The following is a 14,596-nucleotide window of genomic DNA, read 5'->3' as shown; positions in this document are numbered from 1 at the left end:
GAACGCCGTTCAGATGAGCGACGGCGTGAGCATGCCATGGGGGCGCCAGCTCCGGAAGGGGGCAGGAGGGGATGAGAGCCTGTCAGGTGCGTCCCGTCGCGAGGCCCGTCGACACCAGCGCCGGTCGTCCTTCCCCGTCCACCAGGTCCGCCAGCGCCTCCACATACGCGCCGACCCCAGGGTTCCAGCCCACATACGTGGCGAAGTCGACCACGTGCGCGAGACGCCTGAGCGTGGCGACCCGGCCCAGCAGGGCGAGATCCGGCGGGTCGTCGCGCGCTTCCAGCAGGGCCGCCGCCATGGCCTCGAAGGGCGGCAGCTCCGCCTGCCGCTCGGCCGGAACGTGACGGCGTCCGATGTCCGCCATCTCGGCCAGCTCTCCGATGAGCCAGCCCGGGTCGAACTCCCACGGCCCCAGCGACAGCGTCTCCCCCGTCAGCAGCACGGCGCCGGGCCCCGCACCCGGCCCGTCCGGCACCGGCACCGGCACCGGCACCGGCACGATCAGGCCGAGCGACGGCTCACCGTGCAGCAGCACCGGCCGCCGGTGCGGTTCGGTCAGCTCCCGGCACCACGCGCGCAGCAGGTCCAGGCGTGACGCGCCCAGCCGGGAACCGCACAGCGCGTGCAGCCGGGCCGAACCTTCCCCGTCTCCGCCCGCCCGCAGCCAGTGGACCACGCGCGACAAGGCCGGGGGCGCCCCCGCGACACCGGGGAACGCGGGACGGCCCGCGGCAAGATCGCGCAGAGCGCGACCGGCGGCGCGCATGGCGGTGATGGCCGGGGCCGGTGCGACGGGGCCACGGCCGGGCGGCCAGATGGTGTGCGCCAGAGACTGGTCGGCGGGAGCGAGGTAGTCGACGGTGTGTCCGCTCCGGGTGCCGAGCAGCACGTACGGGCCCACTTCGGGGGCGGCAGGCGCGGCAGGCGCGGCGTCCGGGACGTCCACCGCCGCGAGCCGCTCCCTGCTCCACAGGAAGCGGCCGTCGTCCTGTGGAGTGATGCGGGTACGCATCTGCCGGGTGCCGTACTCGCGGGCACCGGCCGCCGCGAGCTCTTCGCTCACTCGCCCCTGCCCTCCAGTTCCGCCAGTTCCGCCCGCTTCCGCTCCAGGCGGTCCAACACCACCGGCAGCGGTGGGGGCGCGGCGCCGTCCTCCCGCCCGGTGGTGACGCTGCGTCCGGGCACGGGCGGGACCACCGTCACGCTCCTGCGCGTCTCCAGCGTCGCCAGATGCCCCTTGTACGCCTCGCTGTCCTGACCGCCCGGCGGCAGCGACGGGGCGACGGCGACGGGCGCGCGGGTGCACTGGAGGGCGAGCAGTACGGGCGTGTCCGTGATGCCCAGGGCGAAGCGGCTGACGAAGTTCATGGTCGCCGGGTACACCGCCACCGCGTCGGCCCACTCGGCGAGTTCGACATGGAGCGCCCCCGGCTGCGGCCCGTCGGGCCATGCGTCGAGCAGCACCTCGCCCCCTCCGATGGCGGTGAGCGCGGCACGGGAGACGAAGCGCTCGGCGCTACGGGTGATCACTGTCCGGACGTCGAGCGCGGGGTACGAGGCGCGCAGCCAGGTGGCCCACGTCGGCAGCAGGGCGACGTGCACCGCTCCGGTGCAGACGAGCAGCAGCCGGTCGGCGCCGAAACGCGGTATGGCGACCGGGGCGGGGCCGGTGGAGCCGACGGTCACAGCTCTCCTCCGTCATGGGTGGGGCCGTCAGGGGTGGGGGTGCGGTATCCGAAGGGGGCCAGGGGGCCGGACAGGGCCTCCACGTCACCCACGACGACACCGTGCGACGGACCGGCGCCGAAGATCTCCGCCGCGACGGCCGCGACATCGGCCGGGGTGACCTCCAGCAGTGCGCGCGGATAGCTCTCGATCCAGTCCAGATCGATTCCCCAGCAGCTCAGCGAGGAGATGAGGTTGGCAAGGTCCGACTGGGACGCGGTCGCCATGAGGAGCGAGCCGCTGAGGAAGCGTCGCGCGTCGTCGACCTCGCGCTCGTCCGGAGGGTCGGTGACCACGCGCCGCATGGCCGCCTCGGTCCGGGCGACCACCTGCTCGGCGGCGGCGGTGGCGCAGACGGCCTCCACCACGATCGACATCTCGCCGAGGGTCCGCTCGAAGCGCGACTGGGCGTGGTACGTGAGCCCTTCCCGTTCCCTGATGTCCGTCACGAGCCGGGACGAGAAGTATCCGCCGAACACCGCGTTCGCCACCGCCTGCGCCGGGTAGCGGGGGTCCTGCGGGCCGACGGCGGGCAGCGACATCGCGATATGCGCCTGCACCGCGTCGGGCCGGTTGACGAGGACCCGGTGGCCACCCTCTGGACGGCTCTCCAGGGCGGGGGGACGGGGCGGCGCGACCGGGGCGCCGGCCCAGCCCGCGAGCGCCCGCTGTACGGCGTCGGCGGCGGTCTCGCCCTCGATGTCTCCCTCGATGTCGCCCACGATCAGCACATCGGCCCGGTCCGGGACCAGGATCCGTTCATGAGCCTCGCGCACGTCCCGTGAGGTGAGCCGGTGCACCACGTCAGCGGACGGCAGTTCCTCGAAACAGCCCAACGGCCCGTACCGGCCCTGGTTGAGCGCACGCAGGACGGTCCGGCGCGGCTGGGCACGGAGGATCCCGGCCGCCTCGGCGATCCGCCGCACTTCCTGGCGTACCCGCTCCTCCGGATAGTGCGGATGGCGCAGCCGCTCGGCGAGCAGGCCGAGGAGCGCGGGCAGGTCGGCCGCCTCGCAGTGGCCCGCCAGGATCAGCCACTCCGTGGTCCGCCGGGTCTGGAACCGGCCGGTGGCGAGCGCCGTGTCCCAGGCGACCTCCCGGTCCCCCAGCCGCGCCGTCCCCGCGAAGAGGACGGCGGACAGCAACTCGGCCTTCGCGGTCTCCTCCGCGCCGGAGGCCACGAAGGGGACCTGGACCCGTATCTCGACCGTCGACGCGCCGGACACGGGGACGGTGACGATCCTGGGCCCGCCGTGCGGACGCCGTTCGACGGTCCGGGGGAAGGACAGCGCGTCAGGGGCCCCGAACGGCGGGAGCGTTCGACGGCCCCCGCCGCCGTCCGCTATCTCCTCCGCCCGCCGGTAGGCGCCGGTCGCCATCAGCATCGGCGGCCACGGCGTCATGTCCCGCTGCCCGTCGTCCCGCTGCCCGTCGTCCTGCTGCCCGCCCTGTCGTCCGTCCTGTCGGCTGTCGCGCCGCGTGTCCGTCATACCGGGGTCGCCGCCTTTCCGGGACGTACGGAGAGCACGGCCGGAGCGCTCTCGGCCAGCCCCGCCGCCGCGCCCCGGATCGCGTCGGGACCGAGTGCCCTCAGCCGCTCGGGGACGGTGTCCACGAGCGCGGGGTCGTCGTGCAGCAGCTGGTACGCGCCCAGCGCCCGGGTGCGGGCCAGCAGGTTGTCGTGGGTGCGGCGCCACCGTGCGGCGAGTCGGCCCGTCGCGTCCGCCAGTTCGCTCCGCGGCGTGCCGTCGGCGGCCAGGGCGTCCAGCGCGCCGCGCGTCAGGGCCGGGAGCAGGTCGCGCGACGGCTCGGGATGGCGCGCGGTGACCACGAACGTATCGGGGTCCCTGGCGTCGAACGGGCCGAAGAAGCCGCACTGGGCGGCGACGGCGGTGAGCCGGGCTCCCGACGCGTCGGCGCGGTGCCGCAGGCCCCGCGGGCCGTCACCGGCCAGGAGGTGTGCCAGCACCATGTGGGACAGATAGCCGTCCCGGTCCGGGTCCGTGGCGGCGTCGGGGAGCCGGTGGCCCAGCGCGGTGGCGGGCAGCGGAGCGTGCCGGTCCGGGTGTTCGTGGTGGACGGTGTCCGCCGGACGCGGCTCCGCGAGGTCCTGGGGAGCGGCCGCCGGGCGCGGCGGTATGTCGGCGAAGTGACGGGCCACCAGGGCGCGGGTGTGCTCGGGGTCGATGGCTCCGGCGATCGTGAGCACCGCGTTGCACGGGGTGTAGTAGGCGTCGAAGAAGGCGGCGCAGTCGTCCGCGGTGGCCTGGCCGAGGTCGCTGAACTCGCCGTATCCGTTGTGGGCGTTGGAGAACTTCCGGTAGAGCGCCGCGGGCAGGACCGTCCAGGGAAAGCCGCCGTAGGGACGGTCGTGCACATGGAGCCGGATCTCCTCCTTGACCACCGCTGTCTGGGTGGCCAGCGCTTCTTCGGTGAAGCGCGGGGCGCGCATGCGGTCCGCTTCGAGGAACAGCAGTCGCTCCAGCGCGGAGGCCGGGGCGATCTGGTAGTACTCCGTGTAGTCCTGCCGCGTCGAGGCATTGGCCGCGCCGCCGGAACTCTGCACCATGCGGATATGTTCCGAGCGCGCGACATTCGCACTGCCCTGGAACATCAAGTGCTCGAAGAGATGGGCAAAACCGCCGCGCCCCTCCGGCTCCGAACGGAAACCGACACCGTAATGCACGCTGACGGCCGTGAGCGGGGTGTGCGGACGGTAACAGAGAACGACCCTTAGCCCATTGGGCAAGTCGTAGCGGAAAAACGCGTCCGATGACATGTTCGGTAATTCATCCCAGCGGTGCACGGGGTAAGAGAAACCTTCCCGGGCCGGGCTCCGGAATTCCCGGCCCGGGAGGATACCGATGCCTGGATCGGCGTCAGTGCGCCAGGATCAGCAGCTGAGGCCAGCCGTGAGGGTGACGCAGATCTCCGACGAGGTCACCGTGGTCGTGATGGCCGGTGCGTCGGTCGCCTCCGAGGCGTTCAGCTCCTCGGGCGTGGTGTAGGCCGCGTAACCCTCGATCAGCTCTGCAGACTCCATGATTTTTCCCCTCGTTAGAAAAGCACGCCTGAGAGCCGCTCAACCCATTGGGTGGGCGACTCTCCTGACGGAAATAATTAGATCATCCCTTGATCATTTACGCCAGTCTCTTTCGGGAGTAATGCTCTCCGACTCCAGATCCGGCGACTCCAGATCCGGCGACTCCGCATTGCGGTACACGGCGGCGGGGTCCACATTGGCCTCTTTCAGTCGACGCACCAGGAATGCGCCGGGAGAGGTCCGGATTGCTCCCGCCCGGTCCATGTCCGTGTTCTCCGCCGCGTCCTCCGCCGCGTCGAACAGCGCGTCCACGACGGCAGCGGCACGGTGTTGGCCGAAACTCATCCCTTGTCGGCCCGGGCGTTCGTCCCGCGGCTCCCAGGCAATGGCCACGCCCGGTGCGAGGTTCTTCGCGAACGAGGAGGCCAGACCGGACCGTCCGGCCTTCGCGGGCTGCCGTACCGCCGCCACGAGACCGGGGAGGACGTCCCTGGCTCCGTGGCCGAGATACACCACCAGGCCGTCCCTGCGCGGGAAGAGCCGCGGTGAGGACGTCACCTTGGCCCGGTAGCGCACGGCGGCGCCTTCGAGGTGCCGCAGCGTCGCGCCCCACAGCCGCTCGGCCTCGTCGGGGTCGTCGAGGTGGAGGTAGACCCGCAGCACCGGGCCGGGCTCGACCGTTCCGCGCGAGCCGTCCACCAGGAAGAACCCGGGCGACAGACCCGGCCGCGCGGCGGGCAGCGGCACCGTGCCGTCGGCGGCGAACTCCACCGCGTCCGGCAGCCGCAGCCGGATGCCCCGCACGACGGCGATACGGGACTCCGCGTCCTTGGTGCCGTCGCCCCCGGGCCCGTCGCCCCCGGGCCGGTACGGGACGGCAGGCACGGGAGTGGTGGTGTGCGGTGTGACGGCTGCCAGCCGCTCTTCGAGGCGGGCGTCGCGGAACGAGCGCGGGCGCTCCTCGTCGAACACGTGGCCCACATGGAACGTCTCGTAGACGGCGCCGATGAGTTCTTGGCGCAGCCGTCGGCTGGTGTCCGCGGTCAGCGACCGGCCGTCGACGTCCGCGCGCAGACCGTCCGGTGACAGGGTCACCGCGTCGAGGACGGCGGCCAGGCCCGGGTCCAGCGCGCTCTCGGTGGGGACGGTGTCGGTCATTCAGTCCTCCAGTCCGAGGGTGGCCGCGAACCTGGCGGGCCGCAGGACAGCGGTCCGGCCGATTCCGGCGGCGGCCCGGTCGAGGGCCGTCAGTTTGGGGCGCTGCTCGGCCGCGGCGAACATCCGGTCCACCAGATGCCAGCCCGCGAACGCCGCGGCCCGCGCCGGGAGTCCGGGGTCGACGGCCCCGGCTTCCTCCCGGTAGCCCTTCCAGAAGGCGACGTTCCTGGTCCGCAGCCGCTCCAGCTCCCGGACGCCCCGCTCCACCACGTCCCGGTGGGACAGTTGCGGCGCCGGTCCCGCGATGGCCGGGTCCTGGGACGGGATGTCCAGCACGGCGCGGTGCAGCCACTCCCCGACGAAGCCGCCGATGTCCCGGGCCGGGTCGGCGGCGAGCCGGAACTCCTCCCAGTCGCACAGATGAAGCGCGTCCCCCTGCCGGAGGAACTGATCGAGCCGCAGATCGCAGTGGGCCGGGCGGTGCTCGGCCGCGGCCTCCTCCCGGCGCAGTTCTCTCAGTCCCGCGATCAGCTCGGCGTCGTTCTGCAGCAGCCCCCACGCTTCGAGGGAAGCCCCGCTGGCCTGGGTGTGGTACGTGAGGGGCAGCGCCTCGAAGAAGTCCAGCGGCGGCAGCAGCGGCTGGCCCTCCGTAGCCGGATCCGTAGCCGTAGCCGGATCCATGGCCGGGCTCGTCGCCGGATCCGTAGCCGTGCCCGGGTCCGTAACCGGAGGGTCCGTCACGGGCAGGGCGTGCAGGGCGCCCACGGCCCGGCCCGCCAGGTGGGCGAGGTCGTCGTCGAACGCCTCCTCCTTGGCCAGGTCGGAGCCGGACCGCGCGTCCCTCAGCCACGCGAAGACGACGATCAGCTCGTCCTCGTCCCAGCCCAGACAGGGCGGTGCCGTCAGCGGCCCGCTCACAGGGGCGTACCGCTCGAACCGCACCAGCCTGCGGAACCGCGCGGCCGCGTCGGGCTGCGCGGGATCGAGGCGCTTGATGAACACCGGCCGACCGGTGCTCGTCACCCCCACGCGATTGTCATTGCGACCGGCCCGGGACGCGCCGTCACCGAAGTCCTCCAGCGTCCCCAGCCCCAGCCGCCGCAGAAGCGGATCCCATTCCGGCATGCTCGGCCAACCCCCGTAGATTTTCTGATGTCTCAACTCGTCGGTGACCGGCCCCGGCCACCGGTTCTCATCCCGCGTACAGCCGGTGGGCCGTCCTGCGGACCCACCACACGCCCGCGGCGGCGACCAGCGGCGGCCACAGGAGCTGCACCGGGTGGAGGGCGCCGCTCTGGGTCGTCCGCACCAGCACCGGGGCCGTCAGCACCAGGGCGGCGAGCGGCCCCCGCAGGTACCAGACGGCGGCCTGCATCGCCCCCGTGTTGCCCATCGGGGTCTCGGTCCCGATCAGGATGTGCGGCGGGACGGTCCCCCGGTACGAGCTGACCAGCGCCGCCGCCACCAGCGCCGGGGCGCAGACGACGAGCACCCCGAGCCCGGGCCGGTACCAGCCGCCGAGCACGGCGGCCACGCCGCCCACGGCCGTTCCGGCCAGGAGCAGGAGGCCGGGCACGAGCGCGTGCCACAGGGCGAGGGACCGGGCCGGGTAGGGCAGGTTCGCGGACCGGCGGACGTCGTCGCTCTCCCGCCGCGCGGGCTCGGTCAGCTGGGCCGCGGCGAGGTATCCGGCCAGCAGCGCGCCGACCGCGGCGACGGCCTGGGCCCGTTCCCGCAGCGCGGGGGCGATCGCGGTCAGCGCCACGGCGGTGGCGGTCCACAGCGCGGCCCAGCCCAGCCGCCCGGGGGTGCGCAGGAGCCCGGTCGCGTCACGCCAGGGGACGACGAGCCAGCGGCGGCGTGGCATCGGCAGCCGCAGGCGAGGGCGCGAACCGCGCTCCCGCAGCGTCGGGAGCCCCGCCTTCGCCTGCCGCAGGTCCAGGGCGAACAGTGACGCACCGAGCTGCGAGGCCACGGTGGCCCGCAGCCGCAGGGCCCGTTCCGGGATGGCCGCCGCTTCCCGGCGCGCGAAGAGCAGCGCCACGACGACGAAGACGGCCGACAGCGCGGCGGCCACCGCCCAGCCGGGGGCCGGTCCGCCCGCGGCCTTCACGAGGGGCTGCGCGGCCCATCCCCACGGCCCCGACCACAGGTAAGCGGCACCGAGCCACGAGGGGTACCGCCCCTGGGCCACCGACACCGCCACGACGGCCGCCAGGAGGGCGACGGCCATCCCGGCCGCCCCGAAGATCCGGGCGCCGGAGCGCGCCATCAGCCGGTCCCGGCGCTCCACGGCGGCGCCCGCCGCGGTGCCGGTCAGCGCGGCCACCGCCCCGGCCCACGCCCCGGCCGCGGTCGCCGTGGGCCAGGACGAGGCGCCCGAGGCGTACACCAGGAATCCGAGGACACCGCCCCCGACCGCCCCCGCCGCGCCCGCCACCAGGGCGGACGTCATCAGCCGGGGCAGCAGCAGAGGTGCGCGCGGGATCGGCGCGGGCAGCAGCCAGGAGACCGTCGGCAGGTCGAGGAGCACCGGCCCGCGCCATACGGCGCCGCGCGCCATCAGCAGCACGATCAGCGCCACCACGATCGGCGCGGTCAGGGGCAGGCTGGTCAGGACGTGCGCGGCGACTGAGCCACGGTGCCCGCCCGCGCGGCCGACCCGGGCGGCCGAAATGAGCAGGGGAATCCCCCACGCCGCCCCGAAGAGGGCGATGGCGTAGAGCGCGAACGCCCCGCTCTTGCGCTTCTCCCGCCGGTAGTCGCTGCGCAGGGCACGCAGGTAGGCCAGCGTCTCGGCGGAGGTGTCGTCAGGCCCCTGCCCCTCTGCCGCGTCCGCGGTCGTGTTCCGTGTCAGCCCGGGGATCATCGGGAGCCACGTTCCGACGGCTGCTCCGGCGGTGCGGTGACCGGCACTCCCCCGTCGAGCGTGAGCACCCGGTCGGCGACCGCGGCCAGCGCGCCGTGGTGCGTGGCCAGCAGGACCGCGGTGCCGCGGTCCCGGTGGGCGGCCAGCCGCGCGGCCAGCTCCTGCCGCGCGTGACCGTCCAGACGCTGCTCGGGTTCGTCCAGGACGAGCAGATCATGCGGGCGTACGAAGGCGGCCGCCAGCAGCAGCGCCTGGGTCTGCCCCGACGACAGCGCCGAGGGCACCACGTCTCCGTGCCCGCCCAGGCGGTGCTCTTCCAGCACCTCCTGGACCGTGTCGTCGGCCTCGTCGCCGAGCCCGTGGGCGAGCGCCACCAGCATCAGGTGCTCGCGCACGGTCAGATCGGGGTAGTGCGCGCCGGGATCCATCACCGTGGCGACGCGGGCGCGCGTCACGGCGTCGTCCTCGTCGATCGGCGCGCCGTCGAACAGCACCTCACCCGAGGTCGGCCGTTCCCGTCCGGCGGCCAGCCGCAGCAGGGTCGACTTGCCCGAACCGTTGTCCCCCATGAGCACCACGCACTCCCCGGGCGCGACGTCCAGCGTGACCGAACGCAGCACCTCCCGGTCCCCGTAGGAGCGGCTGACGTCGTCCAGCCGCAGGAGTGCGGCATCGGTCTTCTCCGCCATGCGCGCCGTCACACGGATCCGTGCAGGTCGCCCGGGCCATCGAGCGCGCCGTCCCCGGCCGCCTCGTCCCCGGCCGCCTCGTACACCGACACATGGCGCTGGCTCTGCGGGCCGTACGGCTCGCCCTTCCAGCCGCCGAAACGGTCCACCAGACGCAGCCCGGCCAGCCGGGCCATCAGGTCGATCTCGGACGGCCACGCGTACCGGATGAGTTCCTGGGTCGGGCGCGGCTCCCCGCCGTCCACCACCGTGTGAATGACCAGGATCAGCTGCCGGTCACGCATCACATGGGTGCTGTCGATCATGACCGAGCGCGGGGAGAGGTAGCGCGTGCTGGTCTTCTCCCCCTCCTGCTGGTGGAAGGGGAGGGGGTCGAAGGCCTCGATGACCACCCGGCCGCCCTCGGCCAGCTGCTCCCGCATGCGGCGCATGCACTCCACCTGCTGATCGGCCGATGTCGGCGCGAAGAAGGTGTTGAGCGCGATGAACACGGTGTCGTAGGTCTCGCCGGTGGTGATCGCGGTGAAATCGCCCGCGGTGGTGACGACCTTCCCGTCCGGGTCCCGTTCCGCGAGCCTGGCGAGCATCTGCTCGGAACCGTCGATGCCGTGAACGGTCAGGCCGCGCTCCGCGAGGGGGATCGCTATGCGACCGTTCCCCACCCCGAGTTCCAGTACCCGCCCCGGCTCGGGGCTGAGCTTCGCGATGAAGTCGACTGTGTCGGCTATGTCCGGCGAAGCGACCGGATACATCTGGTCGTACACATCAGCCAAAGCGTCGTAGGTGACGCGCGATTCCATGGTGCCTCTTCCCCCGGCAACGGACAGGTCGTTCATGATCGACGCTACAACGCCCAGGTCAGCGGGTTCACAGCGGGCATGCCGTCAGGAAGGGAATTGGCCCGGGGAGTTGAGGCGGGGCCCCTATTCGTCGGCGGCGTCGCGGGACGGGGCGTCGTGGGACGGGGCGTCGCGGGTCAGGTGGGCGAACGCCTCCAGGTTGCGGGTGGATTCGCCGCGCGACGTACGCCAGGCGTACTCCTTGCGGATGGCGGTCGCGAAGCCCATCTCCAGCAGGGTGTTGAAGCTGCCGTCCGCGTTCTCCAGCACCGTGCCCAGCAGGCGGTCCAGCTCCTCCGGGGTGACGGAGGCGAGGGGGAGGCGGCCGACCAGGTAGATGTCACCGAGCTGGTCGATCGCGTAACTCACCCCGTACAGGCGGGTGTTGCGCTCCAGCAGCCAGCGGTGCACGGCCTCGTGGTTCTCGTCCGGGTGGCGGACGACGAACGCGTTGATCGAGAGCGAGTGGCGGCCGACCCGCAGGGAGCAGGTCGTCGACAGCTTCCGGGTGCCGGGGAGCTTGACGACGTACGTGCCGGCCTCCGGGCTCTCCCACTCAAGCTCGGCGTCGTTCAGCGTCCGCTCGATGACGGTGTGGGAGTCGGCCTGGGGGGTGGTGTCAGCCATGAGCCGATCGTAGGTGACGCCGGTCCCGCATCGCGGCCGCGCGGACCACGGCGTCAGCCAGGAACCGACCGCAGACGACGCCGGTCCCGCATCGCGTCCGTGTAGACCTCCGCGGTGGCCGCCGCGGCCGTGTCCCAGCCGAAGGACTGGGCGTGGTGGGCGGCGGCCGCGCCCATCCGGGTCGCCCGGCCCGGGTCGTCCGCGAAGGGGCGCAGGGCGCGGGCGTAGTCGGCGGGGTCGTGGCCGTCGACCAGGGTGCCGCTGACGCCGTCCCGTACCGCCACCGGGAGGCCGCCCACCGAGGCCGCGACCACCGGGGTGCCGCAGGCCTGGGCCTCGACCGCGACCAGGCCGAACGACTCGCTGTACGACGGCATCACCAGCACCGAGGCCGCCCGGTACCAGTCCGCCAGCTGGTCCTGCGCGACCGGCGGCTGGAAGCGGACGACATCGCTGATGCCCAGGCGCGCCGCGAGCTTGTGCAGCCGCTCGGGCTTCGCGAGGCCGGTGCCGCTCGGCCCGCCCACCACGGGGACCACGATCCGCTCGCGCAGCGACGGCTGCTCCTCCAGGAGGTGGGCGACCGCGTGCAGCAGGATGTCCGGGGCCTTCAGCGGCTGTATGCGGCCCGCGAAGAGGGGTATCAGCGCGTCGGGCGGCAGCCCGAGCCGGGCCCGGGCCGCGGCGCGGCCGTCGGCGGGGCGGAACCGGTCCAGGTTCACCCCCGGGTGGACGACGGCGGTCAGGTCGCGGTCCGCCCCGTAGTGGCGCACCAGCTCCTCCGCCTCCTCGGCGGTGTTCGCGATCAGCCGGTCGGCGGCGCTGACGATCTGCTGCTCGCCGATGACGCGGGCGGCCGGTTCGGGGGTGTCGCCGGTGGCGAGGGCGGCGTTCTTGACCTTGGCCATGGTGTGCATGGCGTGCACCAGCGGCACCCCCCACCGCTCGGCGGCCAGCCAGCCGACGTGGCCGGAGAGCCAGTAGTGGGAGTGGACGAGGTCGTAGTAGCCCGGCCGGTGCCCGGCCCACGCCTGCATCACCCCGTGCGTGAACGCGCACAGCTGCGCGGGCAGCTCCTCCTTGGCCAGCCCCTCGTACGGGCCCGCGTCCACGTGCCGTACGAGCACGCCCGGCGTCAGCTCGACGGTCGGGGGGAGGGTGCCGGTGGTGGCCCGCGTGAAGATCTCCACCTCGATGTCGATGGCGGCGAGGCGGCGGGCCAGCTCGACGATGTACACGTTCATCCCGCCCGCGTCGCCGGTGCCCGGCTGATGCAGCGGCGAGGTGTGCACACTGAGCATCGCGATGCGGCGCGGACGCCGTGGGATGCGCCGAAGTCGCTGGTGGGGCGGGCCGCCGAAGGGCGTATGGGCGCGGCCACGCAGGCCGCCGAGCCGGGACGCGTGCTGGCTCACCGCGCGATACCTCCTTCTTCGGGGCGAGCTTCCCCTGCCAGCCGTCAACACCGGAACTCTTCGTTCCATTTCCGTTTTGCCAAAGTGTGACGTTCAGGGAGCGTTCGCGGGCCGTCCGAGGTAGCCACGCGCGGTCAGAACCCGCCCACGCACCGCATAGGCTGCTGGCCATGTATGCCCGCGTGCCTCCGCCGATCCGCCCCATCGGATCGGCCACGCGCGGGACCACCAACCCCAACCGGCTGCGGCGCATGGACCGGTGGATCGCCGCCGCCCACGGACCCGCGCTGCGCCGCGCCGAGACGGCGGTGGCCGTCGACCTCGGCTACGGGGCCGCGCCCTGGACCGCCGTGGAACTGCTGCAGCGGCTGCGCACGGTGCGGCCCGGCGCCCTCGTGGTCGGGGTGGAGATCGACCCGGCGCGGGTCGCCGCCGCGCGGCCGTACGAGCGGGACGGGCTCGCCTTCGCGCACGGCGGGTTCGAGGTACCCCTGCCGGGCGGCGTGCGGCCCGTGCTCATACGGGCGGCCAACGTGCTGCGCCAGTACGACGAGGACGAGGTCGCCGGCGTCTGGCGGCGGTTGTGCGCGCGGCTGGCGCCCGACGGCGTGCTGGTGGAGGGCACCTGCGATGAGGTCGGGCGACGGCACGTCTGGGTCGCGCTCGGCCCGGCAGGCCCCCGTACGGTGACCTTCGCCGCCCGGCTCGGATCCCTGGAACGCCCCTCCGACCTGGCCGAACGGCTCCCGAAAGCGCTCATCCACCGCAATGTGCCGGGCGAACCGGTGCACACCTTCCTCCGCGACTTCGACCGCGCCTGGGCCGCGGCCGCCCCGTACGCGGCCCTGAGCGCCCGCCAGCGCTGGATCCGCAGCGCCCAGGCACTGCACGCGGCGGGCTGGCCCCTGACGGACGGCCCCCGGCGGTGGCGGCAGGGCGAGGTCACGGTCCGCTGGGAGGCGCTGGCCCCGCGCGGCACCTGACCCGCCCTCGCGCGTCAGGGGGCTTCGCGGGTGCGGGTGAAGACCCGTTCGCGGGCCTCCTCCGTCGCCGTCGCCACCGCTCCCAGCAGGACCGCGTCCTCGCCCAGGGTGCTGGCGCGGACCCTGGGGCGGAGGGGGCCGATGCGGTGGAGGGTCGTGGTCACCGGGCGCAGCAGCAGGTCCGCGCCGCCGCCGAGGCCGCCGCCCAGGACGACGAGGTCCGGGTCGAGGACGGCGGCGACGGCGGCGATCACGTGGGCCAGCCGCTCCGCCTCCTGCCGCACGGCCGCCACCGCCGGTTCGACGCCCTCCCGCGCCGCGTCGAAGACGTCCTTGGCGGAGCCGGGGTGGGCCATGCCCAGTTCGCGCGCGGTACGGACGACCGCGCCACCCGCCACCGCGTCCTCCACGCCGCGCCCCCCGTTCGGCGGCGTCGGCAGGAAGCCGATCTCGCCCGCCGCGCCGTGCGCGCCGGTGAAGAGGCGGCCGTCGGCGACGATGCCCATGCCCAGGCCCGTGCCGACCATGATGGAGACGAAGAGCCTGCTGCCCCGGCCCGCGCCGAAGGCGTACTCGCCGAGCGCCGCCAGGTTCGCGTCGTTGTGGACGGACAGCGGGGTGCCCAGTTCCTCGCGCATCCGGTCCAGCAGGCCCGCCCGCCCCCAGCCGGGGAGGTTCACCGCGTACCGAACCCGGCGCCGCTCCGGGTCGTACACGCCGGGCGCGCCGACGACCGTGTGCACGACCAGCGCCGGGTCCACCCCGGCGTCCGCGACGACCTGGCGGGCGGCGGCGACGGTGAGGTCGGCCATGGCGGCGGCGCTGCGGCCACGGTTGCGGACGTCGGAGCGGGCGACGACGGTCCCGTCCAGGTCGGCGGCGGCCACCCGCAGCCAGGAGCGGCCGATGTCCAGGCCGAGGACGTACCCGGCGGTCGGGTCCGGTTCGTACAGCACCGCCACCCGCCCGCGCTCCGGCGGCGCCTGCCGCCCCGCCTCCCGGACGAGTCCCGCCTCCTCCAGCGCTGCGAGCGCGGTGGAGACGGTCGGCTTGGACAGGCCCGTGTCGCGGGCGAGCTGGGCGCGGGAGGCGGGGCCACCGGCGCGGAGGCGGGCGAGGAGGAGGCGTTCGTTGTTGCTGCGCAGCCGCCGCCGGTTCCAGGGGCGGGGGTCGTCACCGGCCGCCGCGCGGGCATCGTCGTCGGTCAGCTCGTGCACGGCGGACCCCCTTCCCGTACTTCCCGGG

Annotated in this window: 14 protein-coding genes; 1 reads left to right on the top strand and 13 read right to left on the bottom strand. The window is 73.9% G+C overall.

The window, feature by feature from the left end:
* Positions 1–82 precede the first annotated feature (82 nt).
* From ACZ6CL_RS08030 to mshA, 12 genes are all read right to left on the bottom strand, one after another.
* The gene (locus ACZ6CL_RS08030; RefSeq protein WP_468932597.1) at positions 83–1,066 is read right to left on the bottom strand and encodes a hypothetical protein; all 984 of its coding nucleotides are present in this window, start codon (positions 1,064–1,066) and stop codon (positions 83–85) included.
* Positions 1,063–1,689 (bottom strand): flavoprotein, encoded by a 627-nt coding sequence (locus tag ACZ6CL_RS08025; protein WP_468932595.1) that lies wholly within the window; start codon positions 1,687–1,689, stop codon positions 1,063–1,065. Before ACZ6CL_RS08025 ends, ACZ6CL_RS08030 begins: the two co-directional genes overlap by 4 nt.
* Entirely contained in the window at positions 1,686–3,218 is a 1,533-nt protein-coding gene (locus ACZ6CL_RS08020) for a M16 family metallopeptidase (protein WP_468932593.1), read from the bottom strand. The genes ACZ6CL_RS08025 and ACZ6CL_RS08020 overlap by 4 nt, the downstream gene beginning before the upstream one ends.
* The gene (locus tag ACZ6CL_RS08015; RefSeq protein ID WP_468932590.1) at positions 3,215–4,507 is read right to left on the bottom strand and encodes a M16 family metallopeptidase; all 1,293 of its coding nucleotides are present in this window, start codon (positions 4,505–4,507) and stop codon (positions 3,215–3,217) included. Before ACZ6CL_RS08015 ends, ACZ6CL_RS08020 begins: the two co-directional genes overlap by 4 nt.
* 114 nt (positions 4,508–4,621) lie before the next feature.
* The gene (locus ACZ6CL_RS08010) at positions 4,622–4,771 is read right to left on the bottom strand and encodes an LxmA leader domain family RiPP (RefSeq protein ID WP_468932587.1); all 150 of its coding nucleotides are present in this window, start codon (positions 4,769–4,771) and stop codon (positions 4,622–4,624) included.
* A gap of 93 nt (positions 4,772–4,864) precedes the next feature.
* Complete coding sequence (locus ACZ6CL_RS08005; RefSeq protein WP_468932585.1) at positions 4,865–5,929, bottom strand: T3SS effector HopA1 family protein; 1,065 nt, start codon at positions 5,927–5,929, stop codon at positions 4,865–4,867.
* A complete protein-coding gene (locus ACZ6CL_RS08000; protein WP_468932583.1) occupies positions 5,930–7,054 on the bottom strand; it encodes a class V lanthionine synthetase subunit LxmK in 1,125 nt (374 codons plus the stop codon). It abuts the gene before it with no gap.
* A 67-nt stretch (positions 7,055–7,121) separates the two neighbouring features.
* Complete coding sequence (locus ACZ6CL_RS07995; protein WP_468932580.1) at positions 7,122–8,798, bottom strand: DUF6297 family protein; 1,677 nt, start codon at positions 8,796–8,798, stop codon at positions 7,122–7,124.
* A complete protein-coding gene (locus ACZ6CL_RS07990) occupies positions 8,795–9,487 on the bottom strand; it encodes an ABC transporter ATP-binding protein (protein WP_468933324.1) in 693 nt (230 codons plus the stop codon). The genes ACZ6CL_RS07995 and ACZ6CL_RS07990 overlap by 4 nt, the downstream gene beginning before the upstream one ends.
* An 8-nt stretch (positions 9,488–9,495) precedes the next feature.
* Entirely contained in the window at positions 9,496–10,287 is a 792-nt protein-coding gene (locus ACZ6CL_RS07985; RefSeq protein ID WP_468932578.1) for a class I SAM-dependent methyltransferase, read from the bottom strand.
* Positions 10,288–10,410: 123 nt separating this feature from the next.
* A complete protein-coding gene (locus tag ACZ6CL_RS07980) occupies positions 10,411–10,953 on the bottom strand; it encodes a type III secretion system chaperone family protein (protein WP_468932575.1) in 543 nt (180 codons plus the stop codon).
* Between the two features lie 53 nt (positions 10,954–11,006).
* The gene (gene mshA, locus ACZ6CL_RS07975; RefSeq protein WP_468932574.1) at positions 11,007–12,368 is read right to left on the bottom strand and encodes a D-inositol-3-phosphate glycosyltransferase; all 1,362 of its coding nucleotides are present in this window, start codon (positions 12,366–12,368) and stop codon (positions 11,007–11,009) included.
* A gap of 170 nt (positions 12,369–12,538) precedes the next feature.
* On the opposite strand from mshA, the gene ACZ6CL_RS07970 reads away from it, so the two are divergent.
* On the top strand, positions 12,539–13,351 hold the full coding sequence (locus ACZ6CL_RS07970; RefSeq protein ID WP_468932572.1) for a methyltransferase domain-containing protein: 813 nt from the start codon (positions 12,539–12,541) through the stop codon (positions 13,349–13,351).
* 14 nt (positions 13,352–13,365) lie between these two features.
* On the opposite strand, the gene ACZ6CL_RS07965 is transcribed toward ACZ6CL_RS07970, so the two are convergent.
* Complete coding sequence (locus ACZ6CL_RS07965) at positions 13,366–14,559, bottom strand: ROK family transcriptional regulator (protein WP_468933322.1); 1,194 nt, start codon at positions 14,557–14,559, stop codon at positions 13,366–13,368.
* Positions 14,560–14,596: the final 37 nt, after the last annotated feature.

Source organism: Streptomyces sp. NPDC041200, assembly GCF_055591805.1.
This window is presented reverse-complemented; position numbering and strand designations above follow the sequence as displayed.

Coding starts and splice junctions, on each gene's coding strand:
- ACZ6CL_RS08010 (WP_468932587.1), bottom strand. CDS start 4,771: ATGGAGTCTGCAGAGCTGATCGAGGGTTACGCGGCCTACACCACGCCC.
- ACZ6CL_RS08020 (WP_468932593.1), bottom strand. CDS start 3,218: ATGACGGACACGCGGCGCGACAGCCGACAGGACGGACGACAGGGCGGG.
- ACZ6CL_RS07980 (WP_468932575.1), bottom strand. CDS start 10,953: ATGGCTGACACCACCCCCCAGGCCGACTCCCACACCGTCATCGAGCGG.
- ACZ6CL_RS07995 (WP_468932580.1), bottom strand. CDS start 8,798: ATGATCCCCGGGCTGACACGGAACACGACCGCGGACGCGGCAGAGGGG.
- ACZ6CL_RS08000 (WP_468932583.1), bottom strand. CDS start 7,054: ATGCCGGAATGGGATCCGCTTCTGCGGCGGCTGGGGCTGGGGACGCTG.
- ACZ6CL_RS07985 (WP_468932578.1), bottom strand. CDS start 10,287: ATGGAATCGCGCGTCACCTACGACGCTTTGGCTGATGTGTACGACCAG.
- ACZ6CL_RS07990 (WP_468933324.1), bottom strand. CDS start 9,487: ATGGCGGAGAAGACCGATGCCGCACTCCTGCGGCTGGACGACGTCAGC.
- ACZ6CL_RS07970 (WP_468932572.1), top strand. CDS start 12,539: ATGTATGCCCGCGTGCCTCCGCCGATCCGCCCCATCGGATCGGCCACG.
- ACZ6CL_RS08015 (WP_468932590.1), bottom strand. CDS start 4,507: ATGTCATCGGACGCGTTTTTCCGCTACGACTTGCCCAATGGGCTAAGG.
- ACZ6CL_RS08005 (WP_468932585.1), bottom strand. CDS start 5,929: ATGACCGACACCGTCCCCACCGAGAGCGCGCTGGACCCGGGCCTGGCC.